This window comes from Frigidibacter sp. MR17.14 (genome assembly GCF_037095735.1).
Lineage (GTDB): Bacteria > Pseudomonadota > Alphaproteobacteria > Rhodobacterales > Rhodobacteraceae > Frigidibacter.
In genome coordinates this window covers 147,157-169,800 of the sequence record NZ_JBAWKD010000001.1, presented here as the reverse complement: position 1 = coordinate 169,800, position 22,644 = coordinate 147,157, and the positions used below count along the sequence as shown (strand labels likewise).

18 protein-coding genes are annotated in these 22,644 nt (G+C 71.4%); 5 read left to right on the top strand and 13 right to left on the bottom strand.

Annotation, left to right across the window (positions count from 1 at the left end; all coding sequences use genetic code 11):
• Positions 1-61: 61 nt before the first annotated feature.
• The 3 genes from smc to V8J36_RS00725 all read right to left on the bottom strand — a co-directional run bounded on the left by smc (position 62) and on the right by V8J36_RS00725 (position 6,900).
• Positions 62-3,517 (bottom strand): chromosome segregation protein SMC, encoded by a 3,456-nt coding sequence (smc, locus tag V8J36_RS00735; RefSeq protein ID WP_336465337.1) that lies wholly within the window; start codon positions 3,515-3,517, stop codon positions 62-64.
• Between the two features lie 138 nt (positions 3,518-3,655).
• Positions 3,656-4,669: a sensor histidine kinase gene (locus V8J36_RS00730; protein WP_336465336.1), complete on the bottom strand. Its 1,014-nt coding sequence runs from the start codon at positions 4,667-4,669 to the stop codon at positions 3,656-3,658.
• 644 nt (positions 4,670-5,313) lie between these two features.
• Positions 5,314-6,900 carry a sensor histidine kinase gene (locus tag V8J36_RS00725; protein ID WP_336465335.1) on the bottom strand — a complete coding sequence of 529 codons (1,587 nt, stop codon included), beginning with the start codon at positions 6,898-6,900 and terminating at the stop codon, positions 5,314-5,316.
• A 234-nt stretch (positions 6,901-7,134) separates the two neighbouring features.
• On the opposite strand from V8J36_RS00725, the gene V8J36_RS00720 reads away from it, so the two are divergent.
• The gene (locus V8J36_RS00720) at positions 7,135-8,565 is read left to right on the top strand and encodes a M20 family metallopeptidase (protein WP_336465334.1); all 1,431 of its coding nucleotides are present in this window, start codon (positions 7,135-7,137) and stop codon (positions 8,563-8,565) included.
• Between the two features lie 402 nt (positions 8,566-8,967).
• On the opposite strand, the gene trhO is transcribed toward V8J36_RS00720, so the two are convergent.
• Both trhO and V8J36_RS00710 read right to left on the bottom strand, forming a co-directional pair.
• Positions 8,968-9,873: an oxygen-dependent tRNA uridine(34) hydroxylase TrhO gene (gene trhO, locus V8J36_RS00715; protein ID WP_336466161.1), complete on the bottom strand. Its 906-nt coding sequence runs from the start codon at positions 9,871-9,873 to the stop codon at positions 8,968-8,970.
• A gap of 286 nt (positions 9,874-10,159) precedes the next feature.
• The gene (locus tag V8J36_RS00710) at positions 10,160-10,432 is read right to left on the bottom strand and encodes a hypothetical protein (protein ID WP_336465333.1); all 273 of its coding nucleotides are present in this window, start codon (positions 10,430-10,432) and stop codon (positions 10,160-10,162) included.
• Between the two features lie 106 nt (positions 10,433-10,538).
• On the opposite strand from V8J36_RS00710, the gene pncA reads away from it, so the two are divergent.
• Positions 10,539-11,147: a bifunctional nicotinamidase/pyrazinamidase gene (pncA, locus tag V8J36_RS00705; protein WP_336465332.1), complete on the top strand. Its 609-nt coding sequence runs from the start codon at positions 10,539-10,541 to the stop codon at positions 11,145-11,147.
• 3 nt (positions 11,148-11,150) lie between these two features.
• On the top strand, positions 11,151-12,443 hold the full coding sequence (gene pncB / locus V8J36_RS00700) for a nicotinate phosphoribosyltransferase (RefSeq protein ID WP_336465331.1): 1,293 nt from the start codon (positions 11,151-11,153) through the stop codon (positions 12,441-12,443).
• A 13-nt stretch (positions 12,444-12,456) separates the two neighbouring features.
• On the opposite strand, the gene V8J36_RS00695 is transcribed toward pncB, so the two are convergent.
• The 8 genes from V8J36_RS00695 to V8J36_RS00660 all read right to left on the bottom strand — a co-directional run bounded on the left by V8J36_RS00695 (position 12,457) and on the right by V8J36_RS00660 (position 19,949).
• Complete coding sequence (locus tag V8J36_RS00695) at positions 12,457-13,950, bottom strand: inorganic phosphate transporter (RefSeq protein ID WP_336465330.1); 1,494 nt, start codon at positions 13,948-13,950, stop codon at positions 12,457-12,459.
• Positions 13,951-14,036: 86 nt separating this feature from the next.
• On the bottom strand, positions 14,037-14,555 hold the full coding sequence (locus V8J36_RS00690) for an NUDIX hydrolase (protein ID WP_336465329.1): 519 nt from the start codon (positions 14,553-14,555) through the stop codon (positions 14,037-14,039).
• A complete protein-coding gene (arfB, locus tag V8J36_RS00685; RefSeq protein WP_336465328.1) occupies positions 14,542-14,964 on the bottom strand; it encodes an alternative ribosome rescue aminoacyl-tRNA hydrolase ArfB in 423 nt (140 codons plus the stop codon). The genes V8J36_RS00690 and arfB overlap by 14 nt, the downstream gene beginning before the upstream one ends.
• A 368-nt stretch (positions 14,965-15,332) precedes the next feature.
• Positions 15,333-15,962: a queuosine precursor transporter gene (locus V8J36_RS00680; RefSeq protein ID WP_336465327.1), complete on the bottom strand. Its 630-nt coding sequence runs from the start codon at positions 15,960-15,962 to the stop codon at positions 15,333-15,335.
• Between the two features lie 128 nt (positions 15,963-16,090).
• Positions 16,091-17,047, bottom strand: coding sequence for an esterase-like activity of phytase family protein (locus V8J36_RS00675; protein WP_336465326.1), 957 nt, complete (start codon positions 17,045-17,047; stop codon positions 16,091-16,093).
• On the bottom strand, positions 17,020-17,922 hold the full coding sequence (gene mepA / locus V8J36_RS00670; protein ID WP_336465325.1) for a penicillin-insensitive murein endopeptidase: 903 nt from the start codon (positions 17,920-17,922) through the stop codon (positions 17,020-17,022). Before mepA ends, V8J36_RS00675 begins: the two co-directional genes overlap by 28 nt.
• Positions 17,919-19,259, bottom strand: a complete 1,341-nt coding sequence (locus V8J36_RS00665; protein ID WP_336465324.1) for an MFS transporter — start codon at positions 19,257-19,259, stop codon at positions 17,919-17,921. Before V8J36_RS00665 ends, mepA begins: the two co-directional genes overlap by 4 nt.
• Positions 19,260-19,418: 159 nt before the next feature.
• Complete coding sequence (locus tag V8J36_RS00660) at positions 19,419-19,949, bottom strand: acyl-CoA thioesterase (RefSeq protein WP_336465323.1); 531 nt, start codon at positions 19,947-19,949, stop codon at positions 19,419-19,421.
• Between the two features lie 125 nt (positions 19,950-20,074).
• Here V8J36_RS00660 and V8J36_RS00655 point away from each other — a divergent pair, with 125 nt between their 5' ends.
• Both V8J36_RS00655 and recQ read left to right on the top strand, forming a co-directional pair.
• Positions 20,075-20,371: a YggT family protein gene (locus tag V8J36_RS00655; protein ID WP_336465322.1), complete on the top strand. Its 297-nt coding sequence runs from the start codon at positions 20,075-20,077 to the stop codon at positions 20,369-20,371.
• Positions 20,372-20,405: 34 nt separating this feature from the next.
• Entirely contained in the window at positions 20,406-22,451 is a 2,046-nt protein-coding gene (recQ, locus tag V8J36_RS00650) for a DNA helicase RecQ (RefSeq protein ID WP_336465321.1), read from the top strand.
• Positions 22,452-22,644: the final 193 nt, after the last annotated feature.

Sequence of the window (22,644 nt, the reverse complement as noted above, 5' to 3'; positions counted from 1 at the left end):
CGCGGGCCTTGCCCGCTGCCCCGGAGTATTTGCGCCAAGCCGAAGGACGCGCGGGCGGGGGTCAGGCGACGAGGGCCTCGGCGCGCTTGAGGTCGACCGAGACCAGCTGGCTGACACCCTGTTCCTGCATGGTGACGCCGAAGAGGCGGTCCATCCGGCTCATCGTCACCGCGTGGTGGGTGATGATCAGGAAGCGGGTGTCGGTGCGGCGCGTCATCTCGTCGAGGAGGTCGCAGAAGCGGGTGACGTTGGCGTCGTCCAAGGGCGCGTCGACCTCGTCGAGGACGCAGATCGGGGCGGGGTTGGCGAGGAAGACCGCGAAGATCAGCGCGAGCGCGGTCAGCGTCTGCTCGCCGCCCGAGAGGAGCGAGAGCGTCGCCAGCTTCTTGCCGGGGGGCTGGCACATGATCTCGAGCCCGGCTTCCAGCGGGTCGTCGCTTTCGACCAGAACGAGGTTCGCCTCGCCGCCGCCGAAGAGATGGGTGAAGAGGGTGCGGAAGCTGGCGTTCACCTGCTCGAAGGCGGTCAGCAGGCGCTCGCGGCCCTCGCGGTTGAGGCTGGCGATGCCGGAGCGCAGCTTGCGGATCGCCTCTTCGAGATCGGCCTTCTCCTTCACGAGGCCGCCGTGTTCCTCTTCGACCGCTTTCGCATCCTCCTCGGCGCGCAGGTTTACGGCGCCCAAGGCTTCGCGCTGGCGCTTCAGGCGGTTGACCTCTGCGTCGAGCGTCTCGGCATCCGGGATCGTGTCGGGGTCGGTGTCGAGCGAGGCGAGAAGCTCGAGCGGCAGGAATTCGGTCTCTTCGCGGATGCGCTCGGCGGCGGCGGCGACGGTCTCGCGCGCGGCCTCGGCGCGGGCCTCGGCGCGGGCGCGGGATTCGCGGGCCTCGCCGCCGGCGCGTTCGGCTTCGCGCTCGGCATCCTGCGCGGCGCGCAGGGCGCGTTCGGCGGTCTGCAGCCGTTCGGTGGCGAGGTCGCGGCGGGCTTCGGCGGTGGCGATCTGCTCGGCCAGATCCTCGCGGCGGATCGCGATTTCCTCGGGCGCGGCCTGGGCCTCGTCGAGGGCCTCGGCGGTCTCGGCGCGGCGTTCGGTCAGTTCGTGCGAGCGCTTTTCGGCCGTTTCCAGCCGCAGCCGCCAGCCCGAGATCTCCTTGGTGATCTCCTGCCGGCGGCGGGTGCGGGCCTCGCCCTCGCGGCGGATCTCGTCGGCCTGCGCGCGGCGCGACAGCATCGCGATGCGGGCGGCCTCGACGGTGTGGCGCAGGTCCTCGACCGCGTGGCGGGCCTCGTCGAGTTCGGGCAGGTCCTCGGTCGCGGCGGCGGCGTCCTCGAGCCGGGCGCGGGCTTCCTCGACCTCTTCCTCGGCCCGGGCGCGGGCGATGCGGGCGCTTTCCTGCTTGCCGCCGGCGACGGAGCGGTCGGCCTCGGCCCGGCTTTGGGCGCGGCTCGCGTCCGCCACGCGGCGGTCGGCGTCGCGGCGGGCCTCGCGGGCGGCGGTGTCGGCACGGGTCGCCTCGGCCAGGGCGCGGGTCAGGTGTTCATGCGCCTGTCCGGCCCCGGCGGCGCGGGCGCCGGCCTCTTCGAGGTCGCGCTTGAGTTCCACGAGCCGGTTCAGCTGGCGCAGGCGCAGGGCGGCGGCCGAGGGCGCGTCTTCGGCGGCGGCGCGGAAGCCGTCCCAGCGCCAGAGGTCGCCCTCGAGGCTGACGAGGCGCTGGCCGGGCTTCAACTCGGCCTGCCGCACGGCGCCCTCGGCGCGGGTGACGATGCCGATCTGGCCGATGCGGCGGCCGAGCGCGAGCGGCACGTCGACATGGTTCGAGAGCGGCTCCACCCCCTCGGGCAGGCGCTGCGGGACGCTGTAGGCCGAGAGCGCGACCCAGCCCGAGGGCTGGTCTTCGGCCACGACGGGGGCGCGCAGGTCGTCGGCCAGCGCCGCACCGAGCGCGGCCTCATACCCGGTTTCGACGCGGACCTTGTCGAGCAACTGGCTGCCGGCGCGGGCCTCTCGTTCGACGAGGCGGGCAAGGGCGGTGACCTCGGCGCGCAGTGCGTTCGCCTCGCCCTCGGCGCCGGAACGCTGGGCGCGGGCCTCGGCCTCGCGGGTCTGGATCTCGGCCCGGGCTTCCTCGGCGGCGATCAGCTGTTCCTCGGCCGCTTCGGCGGCGGCCTGCGCCTCTTCGGCGGCGTAGATCGCGGCCTCGGCGGCCTCGGCGGCGCGGGACTGGGCATCTGCGGCCTCGGCCTCGGCACGGGCGGCGGTCTCGCGCGATTGCTCGGCGCGGGCGAGGCCGGTGCGGGCATCGGCCTGCATCCGCTGCGCGGACTGGTGGCGGGCCGACAGCCGGGCCATGTCCTCGGTCAGCTGCTGCAGCGCGCCCTCGCGGTCGCCGAGCGCGGCCGAGGCTTCGCGGGCCAGTTCGGCGGCCTCGGCGAGCTTGTCGTCATGGCCCTCGGTCGCCTTCAGGATCTGCGCCTGTTCCCATTCGAGGCGCTGCATCGTCTCGCCCGCGTCGCGGTTGAGGCCGGCCTCGCGTTCCATGTCGCGGTCGATCTGCGCGAGGCGGGCGGTCAGGGTCTCGATCGTCTGGCGGGCGCGGGCCTCTTCGTCGTTCAGCCCGTCGCGGGTGACCATCAGGCGCTGCAGGATCGCGGCGGCGATCGCTTCTTCCTCGCGCAGGGGGGGCAGGCCGGCTTCGGCGGCGGCGCGTGCCTCGGTCGCGGCGCGGGCGGCCTGTTCGGACTGGGCGGCGGCGCGGATGCGGGCGGTCAGGTCCTGTTCGGCGACGGCGCGCAGCTGGTCGGCCTCGCGCCAGCGGCGCCAGAGCAGCATGCCTTCGGCCTTGCGGAGCGCCTCGCCGATCTCGCGGTAGCGGGCGGCCTGCTTGGCCTGCCGGTTCAGCTGCGCGAGCTGGCCCGCGAGCCCCTCGACCACGTCATCTACGCGGGTGAGGTTGGTTTCGGCCGCGTTCAGGCGCAGTTCGGCCTCGTGCCGGCGCTGGTAGAGGCCCGAGATGCCGGCGGCCTCTTCGAGGATGCGGCGGCGGTTCTTGGGCTTGGCGTTGATCAGTTCCGAGATCTGGCCCTGACGCACCAGCGCGGGCGAGGTCGAGCCGGTCGAGGCGTCGGCAAACAGCATCTGCACGTCGCGGGCGCGGACGTCCTTGACGTTGACCTTGTAGGCCGAGCCCGCGTCACGGGTGATGCGGCGGATGATCTCGAGCTGGTCGGCGTCGTTGAAGCCCGAGGGGGCGAGGCGTTCCGAGTTGTCGATGGTCAGCGCGACTTCGGCGAAGTTGCGCGCGCCGCGGGTGGCGGCGCCGGCGAAGATCACGTCTTCCATCCCCTCGCCGCGCATCGCGGTGGGGCGGGTTTCGCCCATCACCCAGCGCAGGGCTTCGAGCAGGTTCGACTTACCGCAGCCGTTCGGGCCGACGACGCCGGTCAGGCCTTCGTGGATCACGAGGTCGGTCGGGTCGACGAAGCTCTTGAAGCCGTTCAGTCTGAGCCGCGTGAAGCGCAAGGGGCAGTCCTTGGGTCGGGAAGGGGCGTCGGAAATGGGACGGCCATCCTTGCCGTCCGGTGCGGCGGAGTCAATCCGGCCGGGCCTAATCTGGGGTGGCCCGCGCGGCTTATCCACAAGATCTGGGTCGGGCTGGCCTCAGGCGGCGCGGATCACCGGGAAGTCGAGCCGCGAGACGCAGCCGCCGGAGGCGCCGTTGCGCATCTCGACCTCGGCGTCGAGCTGGGTGGCGAACTGGCGCACGATGACGAGGCCGAGCGAGCGGCTGTCCTCGGGCGAGAAGCCCTCGGGCAGGCCGGGGCCGTCGTCGGCCACTTCGAGGAGCGCGCGGTCGCCCTCGCGCGGGGTGCAGCGGATCGTCAGGCGGCCGCGGCGGTCGCCGGGGAAGCCGTGCTCGACGGCATTGGCGATGAACTCGGTGGCGATCAGGCCCAGCTGGGTCGCCTGCTGGGCGCCGATGGTCAGCGGGCGGGCGTCGAGGGCAAGCTCGATCCGGGTCTCGGCGCCCGAGGTTTTCAGCACGTCGGCGGCCATTTCGCGCAGGAAGCGGGCGAAATCGACGCGCTGGATGTCGGGGTCGTGCAGCATCCGCTGCATGCGGGCCACGAGGTTGATGCGGTTCACCGCCTCGTCCAGCGCGCGGGCGGCGCCGGGATCGGCGATCTGGCGGCGCTGGATCTTCAGCAGCGAGGCGATGGCGGCGAGGTTGTTCGAGACGCGGTGCTGAAGTTCGTGGAACATCAGGCGGCGAGCCTCGGCCTCTTCGGCGGCGAGGTCATGCGCCTCGCGCTGGCCGGTGAGGGCACGGCGCATCATTTCCAGGATGGCGATGTCGGTGGCGCAGATGAAGGCATAGAAGCCCAGCGCGACCGAGGTGGTGCCGGTCAGGTCGAAGGAATTGTAGGGCGGGATGAAGAAGTACCAGGCCAGCACCCCGCAGGCGAGCGCACAGGCGATCCCCGGCCAGAGGCCGGCGAAGAAGGTGGTCAGGATCACCGCGGGGAAGAAGGTCAGATAGGGGAAGCCCGGCGGGAAGTAGGGATCGCCGAAATAACGCAGGATGAAGGCCACCAGCACGGCGAGGACCGAGGCGCTCCAGCGCCACGCGGGCGTGCGCGGGGTGACGGAGAGGGTCGCGAGGGTGCGGAACATCGGGGCCGGGGACTGGTTTGGCGCGAGTCATGGGGGCAAATCGCGGAACTGTCCATGAACTTTGCCGTCAGGGCGGGGAATGTCGCCGCCGTGGCGCGTCGGGCCGGCCCCGGCGCTGCCGCCGTTATCAGTAGGGCCGGTTTCGTGGAGACTGCCGGGGGAGACTGCCGGATGAGCGGGCGGGACGTGTGCCGGGCGGGGCCGGTGTCGGCGTCGGGGGAGTGCCGCGGCGGGTGCAGATGCTGAAGCCCGGGGGCGGACGCCGGGCGGGGGTGTCGCTGTCGGGTGATGCGCCGCGGCGGGTGCTGATGCGGAGGCCGGGACGGATGCCGGGCTGGGCGGCGGTGTCGCTGTCGGGACGCATGCCGGGGCGGGTGCCGAAGCACCGACACGGAGGGTTGCCAGAGTGGGTGCTCGAGCGGTGACCGGGAAGACTGCCGGGCGGAGCGGGGGCGGTGCCGCTGTCGGAGGGAGTGCTGCGGCGGGTGCTGAAGCGGGGACTGGGGGCGGATGCCGGGCGGGGGCCGGTGTAGTCGTAGGGAAGCGCGCAGGGGCGGCTGCCGAGGCGGAAGCCGGCCCGGATGTCGCGCGGGGCTTGTGCCGGGCTGGGCCGGCGCCGGGCGGGACGGGCCCGCCCGGGCGCGTCAGCGGCCGTGGGTGCCGGTGCGCTGCTCGCGCTTCAGCCAGGTGTCGATCCGCGGCAGGCGCGGGCGCAGCGGGCCGGTCAGCGCCGCGCGGCCCAGCGCCGCGTCCGAGGCGGCGGTGTCCAGCGCCTCGGGCGGGAAGGTGACGGTGAAGAGGCTGCCCGCGCCGGGCGTGCTCTGCACCGCGATCTCGCCGCCATGGGCCTGCGCCAGCTTGCGGCAGATCGCGAGGCCGAGCCCGGTGCCGCCTTCCTTGCGGTTGTCGGCCAGTTCCAGCTGCTGGAAGGCCTGGAAGATGCGCTCGTGATCCTCGGGCGGGATGCCGCAGCCCCAGTCCTCGACCTCGAGCACGAAGCCGCGCTTGGCGCGCGCCACGCGCAGGATGATGTCGTCCGAGCCCGAGAATCGCAGCGCGTTGCCCACGAGGTTCGACAGGATCCGGGACAGCCGCGCGCGGTCGGCGAAGGCCACGGTCGTGTCGCAGTCGATGTGCAGCGTCGCGTCGCGCTCTGCCGCCTTGTCGCGGAAGTTTTCGGCGGTTTCCTCGAGCAGGTCGCGCATCGGCACGGATTCGCGCTGCAGCTTCGGGTCGTCGAACTCGAGGCTGCTATAGTCGAGGATCTCGTTGATCAGGCCCAGAAGGTGGGTGGCGGCGGTCATGATCTTGCCGCCGTAGAGCTCTGCCTGATCGCCCATGCGCACCGCCTGCAGGTCGATCGGGCCGCCGGCGGCATTGGCGCGCGAGATCTGCGCCTCTTTCAGCCGGGCGAGGATCGCGGCATAGCCCATGACCACGGTCAGGGGGGTGCGCAGCTCGTGGCTGAGCACGCTCATGAATTCCGACTTGGCGCGGCTGGCGCTTTCGGCGGCGTTGCGGGCCGCGGTCAGCTCGGCGATCGAGGCGGTGCGCAGCCGCGTCTCGATCGCGTGGCAGAAGAGCCCCACCAGCACGATCAGCGTGGCGACCCCGGCCACGGCGAGGGCGAGCACGCGCAGCGCCTCGGGGTTCACGTAGTCGCCGGGCAGGTCCATCGGCGAGACGGCGAAGGCGGTCATCCCGGTGAAGTGCAGCGCCACGATCGCGACGGTCAGGGTGGCGGCCATCAACGGCTCGCCCCAGCGGCCGGGGCGGCCGCCGAGCCGCAGCGCCAGCGCCGAGATCGAGACCGCGACCAGGATCGAGACCAGCAGGTAGCCGATGTCCCACTGCACCGCGCCCTGCACGCGGTAGGCGATCATGCCGGCGTAGTGCATGGCCGCGATCGACAGGCCGACCACCGCGCCGCCGACCAGCGGCGCGCCGCGGAAGCGGATCCGCGCGGCGAGGATCAGGCCGATGGCGGTGCCCATGTTGGCGATGATCAGCGAGGTCACGGTCAGCGGCAGGTCGAAGGCGACCGGCACCTCGGCGCGGTAGCCGAGCATGGCGATGAAATGCGTGCACCAGATCGAGACCCCGGCGACGAGCGCGGTGAGCAGCTGCCAGAGCACGGCATGACGGTCGGTGCGTTGTCGGCCGTGGCGGTAGAGCCTGGCCGTCACCCAGCTGCCCAGACCGCAGATGAGCGCGGCGAGGACAACCAGCACGGGATCGTGCTTCTGAGTTATGCATCCGATGATTGACAGCATTATCAATGCCTTAGCGCGGGAGGGTCTTCGGCGCTTTGCTTCGCGGGCAACTGTGGCGCGTCCGGGGCAAAAAAGGGCATTCATCGTGAATGTTAACGCTTGTGGCGGCGTCGCGACGGTTTGTCGCGCGCCGGGGCTGGAATCCGCGCGGCGAAGGGCAGATGCTTGCGTGCAAACGATCCGAGGTGCCCGATGACCGACGCTTTGCAGAACTCCGACCGCCTCTGGGCGCTGGCCGATTCGCTTCGGCCCGACTACGTGGCGCTGGCCGACCGGGTCTTCGACACGCCCGAGACGGCCTATGGCGAATATGCCTCGGCCGAGGCGCATCGCGCGCAGCTGGCGGCGGCCGGGGCGCGGATCTTTGAGGGGCTGGCGGGGATCCCGACGGCGCTGATGGGCGAATGGGGCGCGGGCGGCCCGGTGATCGCGATCCTTGGCGAATACGACGCGCTGCCGGCGCTGGGGCAGGTGCCGGGCGTGGCCGAGCCGCAGCCGATGGGCGTGGCGGGGCATGGCTGCGGGCACAACCTGCTGGGCTCGGCCGCGATGCAGGCGGCGCATGCGCTGGCGCTGTGGCTGGCCGAGACCGGCACGCCGGGGCGGGTGCGCTATTACGGCTGCCCGGCGGAAGAGGGCGGGGCGGCGAAGACCTTCATGGTGCGCGCGGGCGTCTTCGACGACGTGGATGCCGCGATCTCCTGGCATCCGGCGGATTACACCGGGGTGTGGGAGGCCTGTTCGCTGGCCAACACCCGGATCGACTTCACCTTCACCGGGCGTTCGGCCCATGCGGCGGCGGCGCCGGAACTGGGGCGGTCGGGGCTCGACGCGGTCGAGCTGATGAATGTCGGCGTGAACTACATGCGCGAGCACATGCCCGACGACGCGCGGGTGCATTACGCCTATCTCGACGCGGGCGGCGAGGCGCCGAACGTGGTGCAGGCGAAGGCGACGGTGCGCCAGCTGATCCGCACCGCGCGGCTGGCCGATCTTGGCCCGCTGGTCGAGCGGGTGCGCAAGATCGCGCAGGGGGCGGCGCTGATGACCGAGACCACGGTCGAGGCGAAGGTCGTGTCGGCAGTGTCGGATCTGCTGGAGAACGGCGTGCTGGACCGGGTGATGGACCGCCACGTTCAGGCGCTGGGCGCGCCCGATTTCGACGCCGAGGACCGTGGCTTCGCCGAGGCGATCAGGCTGACGCTGACCGACGAGCATGTCGCGGACACCTTCCGGCGGGTGGCGCGGCCGCTGGACCGGGCGCTGCCGCTGGCGGATTTCGTGGTGCCGCTGGGCTCTGCGCCGCGGATCTCGTCGGGCTCGACCGATGTGGGCGACGTGAGCTGGGCGGTGCCGACGGTGCAGGCCTGGGTCGCGACCTGCGCGCTGGGCACGCCGTTCCACAGCTGGCAGCTGACCGCGCAAGGCAAGAGCCCGGCCGCGCACAAGGGCATGGTGCAGGCGGCGAAGATCATGGCCTGCACCGGGCGCGACCTTTTCGCCGATCCCGCGCTGCTGGCCGAGGCGAAGGCCGAGCACGCGGGCCGGCTCGCGCAGGCGCCCTATCGCTGCCCGCTGCCCGACGAGGTGATGCCGCCGCTGCGCCCGCGCCCCGCGGCCTGAGGCCGGGGCTGCCGACGCGACCCGTCACGGGGCGGGCTCTCATTGGGTCGGGCGCCCTGAGGCTGGCCATGTGAGGCGGCCCCGAGGGGGCGGGCCGTCGTCGTGGTCAGGGCTGCGGATCGCCGCCGTGAACAGGGACAAGCGCGGGCAACTGGACGGACCGCGGCTCTGGTCGGCGTGCAGCCCGGTCTGTCGCGAGCGGTGAGACCGCGGGCAGAGTGCCGCGGACCGCCGTCGTGGTCGGCGTGGCGGATCGGCATGCTGATCCGTGGCGCACGGGGAACCGGAGGATCCTGACGCTCTGGTCGGCGTGCTGCCGGGGGCATCACGAGGGGCGAGACCGGGGCAGAGTGACGCCGGCCGATCGGCGCATCCGGTCCAAGGCCGCGCCGCTCGCGGGCCTCAGCCCTCGCCGAGGTGGCGCCGGCCGCGTTCGGCGGCCAGAGCCATCTGCTTCGCGCGTTCCCGGAACCGCGCGCGGTCGGCGTCCGAGTATTCGTCCGCGCAGTGGTGGCAGGCCGCGCCCTCTTCGTATTCGGGCCGGGAAAGGTCTCCGGGTGCGAGCGGGCGGCGGCAGGCGTGGCAGAGCGTCGCCTGCCCGGGCACCAGCCCGTGGCCGAGGCTGACACGCTCGTCGAAGACGAAGCATTCGCCCTGCCAGAGGCTGTCGGCCTCGGGCACCTGTTCGAGGTATTTCAGGATACCGCCCTGCAGGTGGAAGACCTCGGGCACGCCTTCGCCCAGCAGGTAGTTGGTCGACTTCTCGCAGCGGATGCCGCCGGTGCAGAACATGGCGATGCGCTTGCCCTCGAACCGGGCGCGGTTCGCCTGCCACCAGCCGGGGAAGTCGCGGAAGCTTTCGGTGCCGGGATCGACGGCGCCGGCGAAGCTGCCGATCGCCACCTCGTAGCCGTTGCGGGTGTCGATCGTCACCACGTCGGGGGCCGAGATCAGCGCGTTCCAGTCGGCGGGCGCGACATAGGCGCCGGTGCCCGCGACCGGATCGACCTGCGGCTGGCCCATGGTCACGATCTCGCGCTTCAGGCGCACCTTCATGCGGCCGAAGGGCATCGCGGGGGCGGTGCTTTCCTTCCACTCGATCGCGTCGCAGCCGGGCAGGGCGCGGATCGCGGCCAGTGCCGCGTCGATCCCCTGCCGCGTGCCGGCGATGGTGCCGTTGATCCCCTCGGGTGCGAGAAGCAGCGTGCCCTTCACCCCCGCGGCCTCGCAGGCGGCCAGCAGCGGCGCGCGCAGGGCGGCCGGGTCGGGGAAACGGGTGAAGCGGTAGAGCGCGGCGACGGTCAGCATGGTGCGGCCATAGGGCAGGGCGGGGCCTTCGGGCAAGAGGCGAGAGCGTGATGATGCGGTTCGCAGGAGGGGGAGCGTCTGCGGCACGCGGGCGGAGCCGCGGTGGTGCGCCACGCGTGTCGGGGGAAGGGGGGCTGCAGGGCAGGAGGCGCGGTCGCCGGTGGGGGCGGAGCCGGTGAAAAGGTGGCGGTCGCGCGCGGGCAGCGATGCGGACCCCCGGACGACAGACGGGTTGCGCGCCGTTCGCCTGTGGTGTCGGGGGGGCGCGCGTTTGGGGGGCGCGGGGTCAGAGCGGGCGGGGCCGCAGGTCGCGCCGGCAGTCGCGCGGGGCGCGGCCGCTGGCGGTGAAGGCCTCGGCCCCCCAGCGCCGGCAGCGCCAGGCCGCGAGGCTGTCGAGCCGGCGCCCGGTCGCGTCGCGCCGCCAGCGGCAGCCGGGTCCGCGCCGGCGCGACAGCCGCCCGATCGCCCAGACGAGCAGCGCCAGCACCGCGCAGCCGGCGAGGACAAGGGGCAGCCAGTCGCCGATATCACCGGTGGCAGGCGGGCTCAGGAAGCGCATAATGGTCCCCTCGGGCTTGTCGCGGCACAGCCATGCAACAAAATCATGGCATTGACGGGGCAGGCCCCCCTGCCTACCAATCCCTCGTTCGGGAGGAGACATCGACATGCACGCTGAGACCGACGCCCTGCTTGTCATCGACGTGCAGAACGACTTCTGTCCCGGCGGCGCGCTGGCCGTGGCCGGGGGCGATGCCGTGGTCGCCCCGATCAACGCGATGATGGCCGAGTTCGCGACCGTCGTCCTGACGCAGGACTGGCATCCGGCGGACCATGCCTCTTTCGCGGCCAACCACCCCGGCGCCGAGCCGTTCAGCGTGACCGAGATGCCCTATGGGGCGCAGGTGCTGTGGCCCGTGCATTGCGTGCAGGGCACGACGGGGGCCGAGTTTCACCCCGATCTCGACGTGGCGCGCGCCAGCTTCACGGTGCGCAAGGGCGCGAACCCGGCGATCGACAGCTATTCCGCCTTCTTCGAGAACGACCGCGAGACGCCGACCGGGCTCGATGAAAAGCTGCGGGCGCGGGGCATCACCCATCTGGTGATCGCGGGGCTCGCGACCGACTATTGCGTGGCCTATTCGGCGCTGGATGCCGCCCGGCTGGGCTTCACCGTGACCGTGCGGCTGGACGCCTGCCGGGGGATCGACCTGAACGGCTCGATGGCCGACGCGCTGGCCGCGCTGGTCGAGGCCGGCGTGACGCTGGAGGACTGACCCATGGCCGATATCGCCGCCCGCGTCTGGGCCCACAAGTGGAAGATCGACCCGATCGTGCGCTCGCTGATCGATACCGATTTCTACAAGCTCCTGATGTGCCAGTCGATCTTCCGCAACCGGCCGGACACCACCGTCACCTTCAGCCTGATCAACCGCTCGAAGCACATCCGGCTGGCGGAGATGATCGACGAGGGCGAGCTGCGCGAGCAGCTGGACCACATCCGCTCGCTGAGCCTGACGCGGGGCGAGTCGACCTGGCTGCGCGGCAACACCTTCTATGGCAAGCGCCAGATGTTCCGCCCCGACTTCATGGAGTGGTTCGAGGGCATGCGCCTGCCGGACTATCACCTGGAGAAGCGCGACGGGCAGTACGAGTTGACCTTCGAGGGCAAGTGGCCCGAGGTGATGCTGTGGGAGATCCCGGCGCTGGCGGTGCTGATGGAACTGCGCGCCCGGGCGGTCATGCATGACATGGGCCGGTTCGAGCTGCAGGTGCTTTACGCCCGCGCGATGACGAAGCTCTGGGAGAAGATCGAGCGGCTGCGCCGGATCGAGGGGCTGAAGATCGCCGATTTCGGCACAAGGCGGCGGCACAGCTTCCTGTGGCAGGACTGGTGCGTGCAGGCGATGATGGAGGGGCTGGGCGACAAGTTCACCGGCACCTCGAACTGCCTGATCGCGCAGCGCCACGACATCGAGGCGATCGGGACGAACGCGCACGAGCTGCCGATGGTGCTGGCCGCGCTGGCCGAGACCGACGAAGAGCTGCGCGAGGCGCCCTATCGCGTGCTGGCCGATTGGCACGAGGAGCATGACGGCAACCTGCGCATCCTGCTGCCCGACACCTACGGCACCGAGGGCTTCCTGGCCCATGCGCCGGACTGGCTGGCGGGCTGGACCGGGATCCGCATCGATTCGGGCGACCCGGCCAAGGGCGCCGAGACCGCGATCGCCTGGTGGAAGGCGCGGGGCGAGGACCCGACGCGGAAGCTGGTGATCTTCTCGGACGGGCTGGACGTGGACAAGATCGAGGCGCTGCAGGCGCAGTTCGCGGGCCGGGTGAAGGTGAGCTTCGGCTGGGGCACGCTGCTGACCAACGATTTTCGCGGGCTGGTGCCGAACGATGCGCTGGCGCCGTTCAGCCTGGTGTGCAAGGCGATCTCGGCCGACGGGCGCCCGACGGTGAAGCTGTCGGACAACCCCGAGAAGGCGATGGGCCCGGCCGAGGAGGTCGCGCGCTACAAGCGGGTCTTCGGCGTCGGCGCGCAGGAGCGCATCGCGGTTCAGGTCTGAACGGCGGGTCCGTTCAGCGCGACATCAGGGTCAGCAGCCAATAGATCGCCGCGGCGAGCCCGGCCGAGAAGGGCACGGTGATCACCCAGGCGGCGGCGATCGTGGTCATGTGCGAGCGGCGCACCAGCTTGCGTCGGGCGCGTTCCTCGGGCGCGAGCACCTTGCCCTTCTTGAGGCCGAGGAAGCGGGCGCGACGCTCGGCGTGCCATTCGCGGTAGAAGCCCACGCCGAAGATCGCGCCGACCGCGATATGGGTCGACGACACCGGCAGGCCCATCCAGCTGGCGACGATGACGGTGATCGCCGCGGACAGCGCCACGCAGAAAGCGCGCATCGGGTTCAGCTTGGTGATCTCGGAGCCGACCATCAGGATCAGCTTCGGCCCGAACAGGACGAGACCGACCGAGATCCCCAGCGCCCCGATCGCCATGACCCAGAGCGGCAGCTCGACCGAGGTCGCGACATCGCCGAGGGCGACGGTATGGACGACGGCGGCCAGCGGCCCCACGGCATTGGCCACGTCATTGGCGCCATGGGCGAAGGACAGCAGCGCCGCCGAGATCACCAGCGGCAGGCCGAAGAGCGGCTTGAGCGACTTCTTGCGGTTCTCGGCGCCTTCCGAGGCGCGGCGCACCAGCGGGCGGGAGATGGCCCAGGCCAGCGCGCCCAGCACGCAGCCCAGAAGCAGCGCGGTCAGCGGATCGACGGATACGACCCGCTTCAGGCCCTTGGTGATCAGGTAGGTGGCGAAGGCGCCCGTCATGATCCCCACCAGCACCGGCACCCAGAGCCGGGCGGCGCCGATCTTGTCCTCGGCATAGGTGATGCGGGCCTTGATGAAGGCCAGGATCGCCGCGGCGATCACGCCGCCCATCACCGGCGAGATCACCCAGCTGGCGGCGATCGAGCCGACCATCGGCCAGTTCACCGCGTCGAAGCCCGCGGCGACGATGCCGGCGCCGACGACGCCGCCCACCACCGAATGCGTGGTCGAGACCGGCGCGCCCAGCGCGGTGGCCAGGTTGATCCAGAGCGCGGCGGCGATCAGCGCCGACATCATCAGGCGCACGAAAAGATGCGGCTCTGCCACCATCTCGGGCGCGACGATCCCGCCCGAGATCGTGCCCACCACGTCGCCGCCGGCGATGAAGGCGCCCGCGACCTCGGCCACCGCGGCGATGGCCAGCGCCCCGCCCATGGTCAGCGCCTTGGCGCCCACCGCCGGGCCCATGTTGTTGGCGACATCGTTGGCGCCGATGTTCAGCGCCATGTAGGCGCCCACCGCCGCCGCCGCGACCACGATCCAGCCCGAGTTGTCGAGCCCGAACACCGCCAGCGCGCCCACCGTCGCCAGCACGACGAAGACCAGTGCCAGCCCCGGCGCCACCAGCGGCCGCGAGATGAAGAGCGTCGCCTCTTCAAGCCGCCCGATCCGCCCGAGGTCCTTGTCGAGCGTCTTCCACTGGTTGACCTGCTGGCGGGTCTCGGTCTGTCCGTCGGCGGGCATGGCGACCTGTCATCTGGCTGTTACAATTGGGGTGCGTCCCTAACGTCTCGGGCGGCGCATGGCAATGCGCGCTCTGCCCCGACGTGTCAGCCCGGCACCGCGTGGCGCTGGGCCAGCCGGCCGGGCAGCGAGGCCAGAAGCGCCGCAAGCTCGGGCTCGGCCACCTTCCGCGCGGCCTCGGACGGCGCGAACCAGCCCAGCTCGCGCTGGCCGGCCTCCGGGAAGTGCGGTTCAAGCTTGCGCAGGTGCATGGCGTAGACCGCCACCGTCACCCGCCGCCCGAGCCCGCCCGAGACGATCTTGTCGTAATGGTAGTGGCCGATCGGGCTGCGATCGACCGCGCCGGTGGCGCCGGCCTCTTCCCAGGCCTCGCGCTGGGCGGCGCCGGCCAGGCTGCGGCCCTTCATCGGCCAGCCCTTCGGCAGCACCCAGCGCCCGGTTTCGCGGCTGGTGATCAGCAGCACCTCTTCGCGGCCACGGCCGCCGCGCAGGCACAGTGCCGCGACCTGCAGCGCCGGAGGCCGCCGCCCGAGCAGCCGGGCCATGCCGTCGGCAAGCCGGCGGACGAGGGCCAGGTTGCGCCTGTGCGGGTCACTCTGGGTCATCGACACGTCCGCGCAGGGATTTGACCTCGCCGCGCTGGGTCTTGGCGGCAAGGCGGCGGCGCTGGCTGCCCAGCGTGGGCCGGGTGGCGATGCGGCGCTTGGGGGCGACGGTGGCGGCAAGGATCAGCTCTGCCAGCCGCTCGCGCGCCAGTTCGCGGTTGCGGGCCTGGCTGCGGGTTTCCTCGGCGCGGATCACGATGGCGCCGTCGGTGGTCCAGCGCCGCCCGGCCAGCCGTTTCAGCCGGGTCTTCACCGGGGCGGGCAGGTGCGGGCTGCGCTCTGCCTCGAACCGCAGTTCGACCGCGGTCGAGACCTTGTTGACGTTCTGCCCGCCCGGGCCCTGCGCGCGGGTGAAGGTTTCGACCAGTTCCCAGTCGGCGATCTGGATCGTGTCGGTGATGCGCAGCATGGAATCTGGCCTTCGGGCGTCTTTTTGCTTCTTTCGAAAGCAATTGGCAGGGCGGGCGATATTTTAAGACCCGCCCGGGCGATGAAATGTTCCGTGCGGAAAATCACCGTCGCGGGCGGATAATCGGAAAGGGCCGTTTCCATCCGGAAACGGCCCCCGAGATCTACGGAGATGGGCCAGTTAGGGTGACGGAGCTGGTCCGCCTTGGCCCAGTCAGGGTTCTGCAGCCTGTGGGGTTGCCCTCAGGCCTCGGCCCCCCTGACTGTCCCGACACCAACCTCCAATATCACTCTAGACACTGGACCACCTCCTTTCATGAGTTGCCGATAAGAGAAGGATGGCACAGATTTAGTGTTCGTCAAATTAATTTATCCAGCCCTAGCGGTATTTCCCAAGTGCTGCGAAACGATCACACGGAAGGGCACGAGTGCCACCAAAGCGAGCAGAAGTTTGACCGAAAGGTCAGCCGTGCCGAGCGAGACCCAGAGCGGTGCCATAGGCCCGAAGCCCAGCAGCGGCACGGGTTCATTCGCCCAAGAGACGTCGTTGCCGGGCTCGAGGAAGGACAGGCCGGCGGCGAAGGCGGTGGTGAAGAAGATCGCGGTGTCCATGCTGGCGCCCACGAGGGTCGAAACGAACGGCGCCTTCCACCAGCGGCCCGCGACATAGCGGTTGAAGACCGCGACATCGGTCAGTTGTGCGGCCAGGAAGGCCAGGCCCGAGCCAAGCGCCACGCGGAACGACACCAGCGGGCCGAACTCGCCGTGGATCTGGCTGCCGATCAGCGAGCAGATCACGCCGACGACGAAGCCCGCGACGATGACGCGGCGGGCGGCGGCGGGGCCCTGCAGGCGGTTCGTCAGATCGGTGACGAGGAAGGCGAAGGGATAGGTGAAGGCACCCCAGGTCAGCCAGTCGCCGAGCAGGAACTGCACCAGGATGTTCGAGGCCACGACGATGGCGGCCATGGCAAGAATGCCGGGGATGAGGCGGGTCATGTCTGGATCCGTTTTGGCAAGGTCGCGGAGACTTGATCGCCCGGCGGGCCGGGCTGGGCCGGGCTGGCGGCCCCGTCCGCGGACGACGGGGCGGAATACGTCCGCCGACCGGGTCCGGTCAAGAAGAATCACTCGTCGCGCGGCAGCCGGTAATCGATGAGCTGGGTGCGTTGCAGCGACAGGAAGTTGTCGTCCGAGACCATCGTCAGCCGGATGTCGCCCCGCGCATCCGTCCAGGTGGCGAGGCCTTCGAGATTGTCGAACTCGCCCACCCGGCTGGCGAGGATCGGGCGGCCGGGATCGGGGCGCGTGCCGGTGCTGCCGGGATCGAAGCTGCGCACCCGCGACTGGAAGCCGAAGGGCGGCCAGAAGGCGCGTTCCAGCAGGTAGAGCCGCCCGTCCGAGCCGAAGTCGGCGCCGACCGGCTTCCAGCTGCGGTCGCGGGTGATTGAGAAGGCCTCGCGCCACTGGTTGCCCTCGAGCCGCCAGACCGGCGTGTCGGTGCGGCCGTCGAGCGGCTCTTCGGCGAGGGTGACGAGCCGGCCCTGCGCGTCGATCGCCAGCGCCTCGAGCGCGCCGTTGTCCTCGAGCCGCCTGAACGCCGGGGCGCGCGGGCCGGGGCGGGCGCGGCTGCCGGGCGTGTCGTAGAGATCGACGCGGGCGAACTGCTCGAACGAGATCCAGACGCCGCCGCCGGGGTCGAGCGCGATGCCCTCGGCATCGGCATGCAGGCCCGACAGCTCGGCCCCCGACAGGGCATGCAGCGCCTGCGCCGGGGTGGTGACCGCTGCGGTGACCGCGCCGGCGGCGTTGCGGGTCAGCCGGCCACTGAAGGTCGTGCCGCGGTCCGAGACGGTGACGAAGCCGAGCCCGTCCTGCGTGAGCTCGATCCCCGAGAGGCCGCCGAAGGCCGGGTCGGGGTCCTTCCAGGTGAAGGCGCCGACGAAGACGCCGGGCAGGGGCGGCTCGCTGCCCGAGGCCGCGCCGCCGCCGGCCGCCCCGGGCGGGAGCAGCGGCAGGGCGAGGCAGGCCAGGCCCGCGGTGGCGGCAAGGGCGATCAGTCCGAGGCGAGAACGGTGGTGCATTGGTTGGGGAGGTCGGCCATCGTGTAGGTGCGGGCGGTCTTTTCGGGCGGTTCCTGCGGCTTGGGCTTGCCCGTCGACTTGGGAGGATTCAGGTAGTCGGTCACCCACCACATCAGCGTCTCGTCGCAGCCCGAGCCGCCCTTCGACAGCTCGTCCACGGTGGGGGTCTGGTGCTGGCAGAAGCGCGCGCCGGCGGGGCATTTCAGGCGGACGTGGAAATGGGTGTTGTGCCCGGCGATGGGGCGGATCTTCTGCAGCCAGTCGCTGTCGCGGCGGCTGGCGGTGCGGCACATCTCGATCTTCACCGCCGCGGCGACGAAGACCCGGTCGACGCGCGGGTCCGAGGCCGCGGCCTTCAGCAGCGCGGCATGGGCGGGGGTGAAGTTGCCGTTGATCCGGCGCTGGTCCTCGGTGCGGACCGAGATCGAGCTGAGGCTTTCGCGCTCGGCCCGGGTCAGGTTCAGCCGGCGCGGCGGCAGCATCCAGACATCGGCATCGAGCCCGATCTGGTGGCTGGCGTGGCCGCCGGTCATCGGGCCGCCGCGGGGCTGGCTGATGTCGCCGATGTAGAGCCCGGCCCAGCCGAGGCGGGTGGCATAGGCCGAGAGGTCCGCGAGATAGCGGATCATCTCTGGCTGGCCCCAGTTGCGGTTGCGCGACAGCCGCATCGCCTGCCAGGTCGGCCCGGTTTCGGGCATCTGCACGAGGCCCGCGGCGCAGCCCTTCGAATAGAAGCCGATCGGTTCGGGCTGGTGGCGCGAGGGCGTGGACTTGGCCCCGAAGAGCTGGCGGGCCAGCGGCTCTGCCGTGGCGGGGGCGGCGGCGAGGGCCGCGAGCGCCACCAGCGCGAGGGCGCGCAGGACGGGTCGGATCATGCGGGGCTCTCTCCTTCGGGTTTCACCCAGAGTAGCAGCCCGAGGCCGAGAAGGAAGAGCACGATCAGGGGAACGATGCCGGCCTGCTGGCTTCCGCTCAGTTGGGTGGTGATGCCGATGGTGATGGGCGCGAGGAAGGCGGTGGCCTTGCCGGCCAGGGCGTAGAGCCCGAAGGCCTCGGTCAGGTGGGCGGGGTCGGACTGGCGCACGAGCATGGTGCGGCTTGCGGCCTGCAGCGCGCCGCCCGCCGCGCCGATCAGCGCGCCGAGAATGTAAAAGGCGGCGTCGGGCAGCCAGCTGTCGGCGGCGACCACGGTGCCGAAGACCGAGCTGCGCGAGACCTGGGTGATGGCGAAGGCCACCAGCGCGAGGATGACGACATTGAGCGCGATCACCGGTTTCGGGCCGAAGCGGTCGTCGGCCTTGCCGCCGATCCAGGCGAAGACCGCGCCGGTCAGGACCGCGAGCAGGCCGAACTTGCCGACGTCGGTGACGCTCCAGCCCAGCACGCCCGCGGCATAGATGCCGCCGAAGGTGTACATGCCGTTCAGCGCGTCGCGGTAGAGCATCGACGAGGCGAGATAGGCCGAGAGGCTGCGCCGGGCGGGCAGGGTGCGCAGCGTGGTCTTCAGCCGCGGCAGCGCCTCGCGCGCGGCCTGGGCGATCGGCACCGGGGCGATGACGCCGGGGTCGCGGACCCAGAGGAAGAACGGCACCATGAAGACCAGGTACCAGATCGCGGTCAGCGGGCCCACGGCGCGGGTGCCCTCGCGCAGGGCCGGGTCGAGGCCGAAGAGCGGCGGCAGGCCGAAGAGGGTGCGCCCCGTCGCGGCGTTCTCGGCCAGGAAGCACAGCATCAGGATCAGCGAGATCAGGCCGCCAAGGTAGCCGAAGGCCCAGCCCGAGCCGGAGATGCGCCCAAGCTCGGCCCGGCTGCCGAGGCCGGGCAGCAGCGCGTTGGTGAAGATCGTGGCGAATTCCATCGCGGCGAGGCCGAGCCCGAAGCAGAGCATGACGAAGAGCAGGTTCGGATCGTCGGGGCGCGCGACCCACAGGCCCCAGGCACCGAGCGCGTAGAGCACCGAGAAGAGCCCGACGAAGCCCATGCGCCCGCCCGAGCGGTCGGCCATCGCGCCCAAGAGCGGCGCGAGCAGCGCGATCACCACCCCGGCGGCGCCGATGCCATAGCCCCAGACCGCCTGCGCGAGGCTGCCGTCGCCGAGGATCTCTTGCACATAGGGGGCGAAGACGAAGGTCATCAGCAGCGTGGCGTAGGGCTGGCTGGCCCAGTCGAAGAAATACCAGCCGAGGATCCGCTTGCGCGCCGTCACTGCCATGGGGGTCTCCTGCATCCGGGCGGACCTGCTTCAAAGTGATCGCATATCGCCGCAGTTGCGCCGTCACCGCAAGAGTGGGGCCCAAACAGGGTCGGGGGGCGAGCTCGCCCCCCGCGCCCCCCGCGCCTGGGCACCTTTGCCCGGCGTCTGGTCTGGGGGTCAGGTCTGGGGTGGCCAGGGGCGTTCGCGGTCGGCGCCGATCCAGGCGGCGACCCAGCCGGGCAGGGGCGGCGAGGTGTAGGGGCGGCCCATCGCGGTCAGCACCTCGGCCGGCGCGACGATGCCCTGCTTGCCGGCGACGGCCTTGCGGATCAGCACATGGCTCGTCGCCTCGTCCTTCCGCCACAGGCTCTGGTCGATGTAGAAGAAGCGCTGGTCCCAGCCGAGGATCCGCGAGCGCATCTCGAGCCGGTCGAACAGCGTCACCCGCCGGCGGTAGCGCACTGACGATCCGGCGACGGTCAGCCCCCAGCCCTGCGCCCGCGCGGCGGCCAGCACCCCGGTGCGGATCAGCAGCGGCAGCCGCCCGAGATCGAAGAGCGTCAGCGTGCGGCCGTTGTTCAGCTCGTTCCAGATGTCGAGATCCCAGGGCAGGATCGTGGTCCGGGTCACGAGCGTGTCGGTCATCGCCAGAGGCGGGGCGCGGCGGGCGGCGCCGCAGGCCATTTGGATGCGCAGGAACGGGTACATCGGCTCTCCTTCGCGGGCATCTTGCCGCGCCGCCGCGCCGGGGCCAAGAGGCCGCGGGCCGCGCGCTGTTGCGTCACGCGGCGCTTGCCCTTACCTAAGGCGGCGATGCCCCCCTGGAGATGACGATGGTTACGCTGTTCCAAGCCCTGATGCTGATCCTCGACGTGATCTGGTTCGTCATGATCGTCCACATCATCATGAGCTGGCTGATCAACTTCCAGGTGCTGAACCTGCGCCAGCCGATCGTCGCCCAGATCTGGCAGGGGCTGACCAACCTGCTCGAGCCGCTGTACGGCCCGATCCGGCGGATCCTGCCCAACACCGGCGGGCTCGATCTGGCGCCGCTGGTGGTCTTCATCATCATCATCATCCTGCAGCAGGCGCTTCGCAACAACGCGGGCTTCTTCTACGGCTTCGCCTGATCCCGTGAGCGGGGCGGCAGAGACCCTTGCGGGCGTGGAGGCCCTCGGCCCGACGCTGCACCGGGTCTTCGGCTTCCCGGGCTTCCGGCCCGGGCAGGAAGAGATCGTGCGCGCGGTCCTTGCGGGGCGCGACACGCTGGCGATCATGCCCACGGGCGGCGGCAAGTCGCTGTGCTACCAGCTGCCCGCGATCTGCCGGGACGGCGTCACGCTGGTGATCTCGCCGCTGATCGCGCTGATGCGCGACCAGGTGCGGGCCCTGAAGGCGGTGGGGGTCGAGGCCGGCGCGCTGACCTCGGGCAACACCGAGGAAGAGACCGAAGAGGTCTTCGCGGCGCTGGACGAAGGGAGGCTGAAGCTTCTGTACCTGGCGCCCGAGCGGCTGGCCTCTGCCGCGACGCTGCCCTTGCTGCGCCGGATCGGGGTCGCGGCGATCGCGGTGGACGAGGCGCATTGCGTCAGCCAGTGGGGCCATGACTTCCGCCCCGACTACCTGCGCATCGGCGAATTGCGCCGCACGCTGGACGTGCCGCTGGCGGCCTTCACCGCGACGGCGGATGGCGAGACCCAGGACGAGATCGTGCGCCGGCTGTTCGACGGGGCGGCACCGGCGCGCTTCCTGCGCGGTTTCGACCGGCCGAACATCCACATCGCCTTCGCCGCCAAGGACGGGCCGCGGCGGCAGATCCTCGACTTCGCGGCGGCGCGGCCGGGGCAGTCCGGCATCGTCTATTGCGGCACCCGCGCCAAGACCGAGGTGCTGTCGCAGGCGCTGTCCGAGGCCGGCCATCCCGCCTGCTTCTATCACGGCGGCATGGATCCCGACGACCGCCGCGCGGTCGAGACCCGGTTCCAGCGAGAGGACGGGCTGATCGTCGTCGCGACGGTCGCCTTCGGGATGGGCATCGACAAGCCCGACATCCGCTGGGTCGCGCATGCCGACCTGTCGAAATCGATCGAGGCCTATTACCAGGAGATCGGCCGCGCCGGCCGCGACGGGGCGCCGGCCGAGACGCTGTGCCTTTATGGGCCCGACGACATCCGCTATCGCCGCCAGCAGATCGACGAGGGCATCGCGCCCGGCGAGCGCAAGGAGGCCGACCACTGGCGGCTGAACGCGCTGCTGGGGCTGGCCGAGGCGACGGGCTGCCGCCGCCAGAAGCTGCTGGGCTATTTCGGCGAGGTGGCGGAGCCCTGCGGCAATTGCGACACCTGCGACCGCCCGCCCCGGGTCTTCGATGGGACCGAGGCCGCGCGCAAGGCGCTGTCGGCCTGCCTCAGGACCGACGAGTGGTTTGGCTCGGGCCATCTGATCGACATCCTGATCGGCGCCGAGACCGACAAGGTGCGCGAGCGCCGCCACGACCAGCTGCCGACCTTCGGCGTCGGGCGCGACCTGTCGAAGGGCGAGTGGCAGGGAATCTTCCGGCAGATGATGGGGCTCGACCTGTTGCGCCCCGATCCCGCCCGCCACGGCGCCTTGCGGATGACCGACCGCGCGCGCCCCGTGCTGAAGGGGGAAGAGAAGGTGGTGTTCCGCCGCGACCTGCCGGTGCGCTCTGGCGCGGGGCGGACCGTGGTGAAGGCGCTGGTGGCCGAGACGGATGCGCCGTTGCTGTCGGCGCTGAAGGCCAAGCGGCGCGCGCTGGCCGAGGCGCAGGGCGTGCCGGCCTATGTCGTCTTCGCCGACCGCACGCTGATCGAGATGGCTGAGCGGCGGCCCGCGACGCTGGACCAGATGGCGGGGATCACCGGGGTGGGGGCCAAGAAGCTCGACAGCTACGGGGCGGCCTTCCTCGAGGTGATCACCGGCGGCGGGGCCGAGCGGCCGCATCCGGCGCGGATGCGGCTGGCGGGCAGCGGGGCGGCGCCGCTCTATGACCGGCTGGCCGAGGTGGCGGTCGAGCTGGCGCGGGGCGAGGACGGGACGGGCAAGCCGCTGAGCTGCCCGCCGGCGCTGTTGCGGCAACTGGCCGAGCGGCGGCCGGCGACCGAGGCCGCGGTGGCGCGGATCCTCGGCGAGGCGCGGGCCGAACGCTACGGGGCGGCGTTTCTTGCGGTGCTGACCGAGGCGGACTGAGGGCGGGCGGCGCATCTGGCCGACCTCGGCGGGGGGGGCGTGCGCGGGGAGCGTGGTCTGCGCGGGACGTGATCATGCCTACGGCGCACCGGGGCGTGCCGGGTTCTGTCGGTCCGCGCCAAGGCCTGCCGGCCCGGGCGAAGCGCGCAAGAGGCCGTGTGTCCGTATGCCGGGGGCGTCAGACGCCAGTGCG

Bases quoted from the DNA above. Each gene is read 5' to 3' on its own strand.
- V8J36_RS00690 (WP_336465329.1), bottom strand. From the start codon at position 14,555: ATGACCCAGAGTGACCCGCACAGGCGCAACCTGGCCCTCGTCCGCCGG.
- V8J36_RS00680 (WP_336465327.1), bottom strand. From the start codon at position 15,962: ATGACCCGCCTCATCCCCGGCATTCTTGCCATGGCCGCCATCGTCGTG.
- V8J36_RS00710 (WP_336465333.1), bottom strand. From the start codon at position 10,432: ATGCGCTTCCTGAGCCCGCCTGCCACCGGTGATATCGGCGACTGGCTG.
- pncB (WP_336465331.1), top strand. From the start codon at position 11,151: ATGGCCGATATCGCCGCCCGCGTCTGGGCCCACAAGTGGAAGATCGAC.
- V8J36_RS00660 (WP_336465323.1), bottom strand. From the start codon at position 19,949: ATGTACCCGTTCCTGCGCATCCAAATGGCCTGCGGCGCCGCCCGCCGC.
- V8J36_RS00695 (WP_336465330.1), bottom strand. From the start codon at position 13,950: ATGCCCGCCGACGGACAGACCGAGACCCGCCAGCAGGTCAACCAGTGG.
- trhO (WP_336466161.1), bottom strand. From the start codon at position 9,873: ATGCTGACCGTCGCCGCGCTCTACCGCTTCACCCGTTTCCCCGACCCG.
- arfB (WP_336465328.1), bottom strand. From the start codon at position 14,964: ATGCTGCGCATCACCGACACGATCCAGATCGCCGACTGGGAACTGGTC.
- pncA (WP_336465332.1), top strand. From the start codon at position 10,539: ATGCACGCTGAGACCGACGCCCTGCTTGTCATCGACGTGCAGAACGAC.
- mepA (WP_336465325.1), bottom strand. From the start codon at position 17,922: ATGATCCGACCCGTCCTGCGCGCCCTCGCGCTGGTGGCGCTCGCGGCC.
- V8J36_RS00720 (WP_336465334.1), top strand. From the start codon at position 7,135: ATGACCGACGCTTTGCAGAACTCCGACCGCCTCTGGGCGCTGGCCGAT.
- V8J36_RS00675 (WP_336465326.1), bottom strand. From the start codon at position 17,047: ATGCACCACCGTTCTCGCCTCGGACTGATCGCCCTTGCCGCCACCGCG.
- V8J36_RS00730 (WP_336465336.1), bottom strand. From the start codon at position 4,669: ATGTTCCGCACCCTCGCGACCCTCTCCGTCACCCCGCGCACGCCCGCG.
- V8J36_RS00665 (WP_336465324.1), bottom strand. From the start codon at position 19,259: ATGGCAGTGACGGCGCGCAAGCGGATCCTCGGCTGGTATTTCTTCGAC.
- V8J36_RS00655 (WP_336465322.1), top strand. From the start codon at position 20,075: ATGGTTACGCTGTTCCAAGCCCTGATGCTGATCCTCGACGTGATCTGG.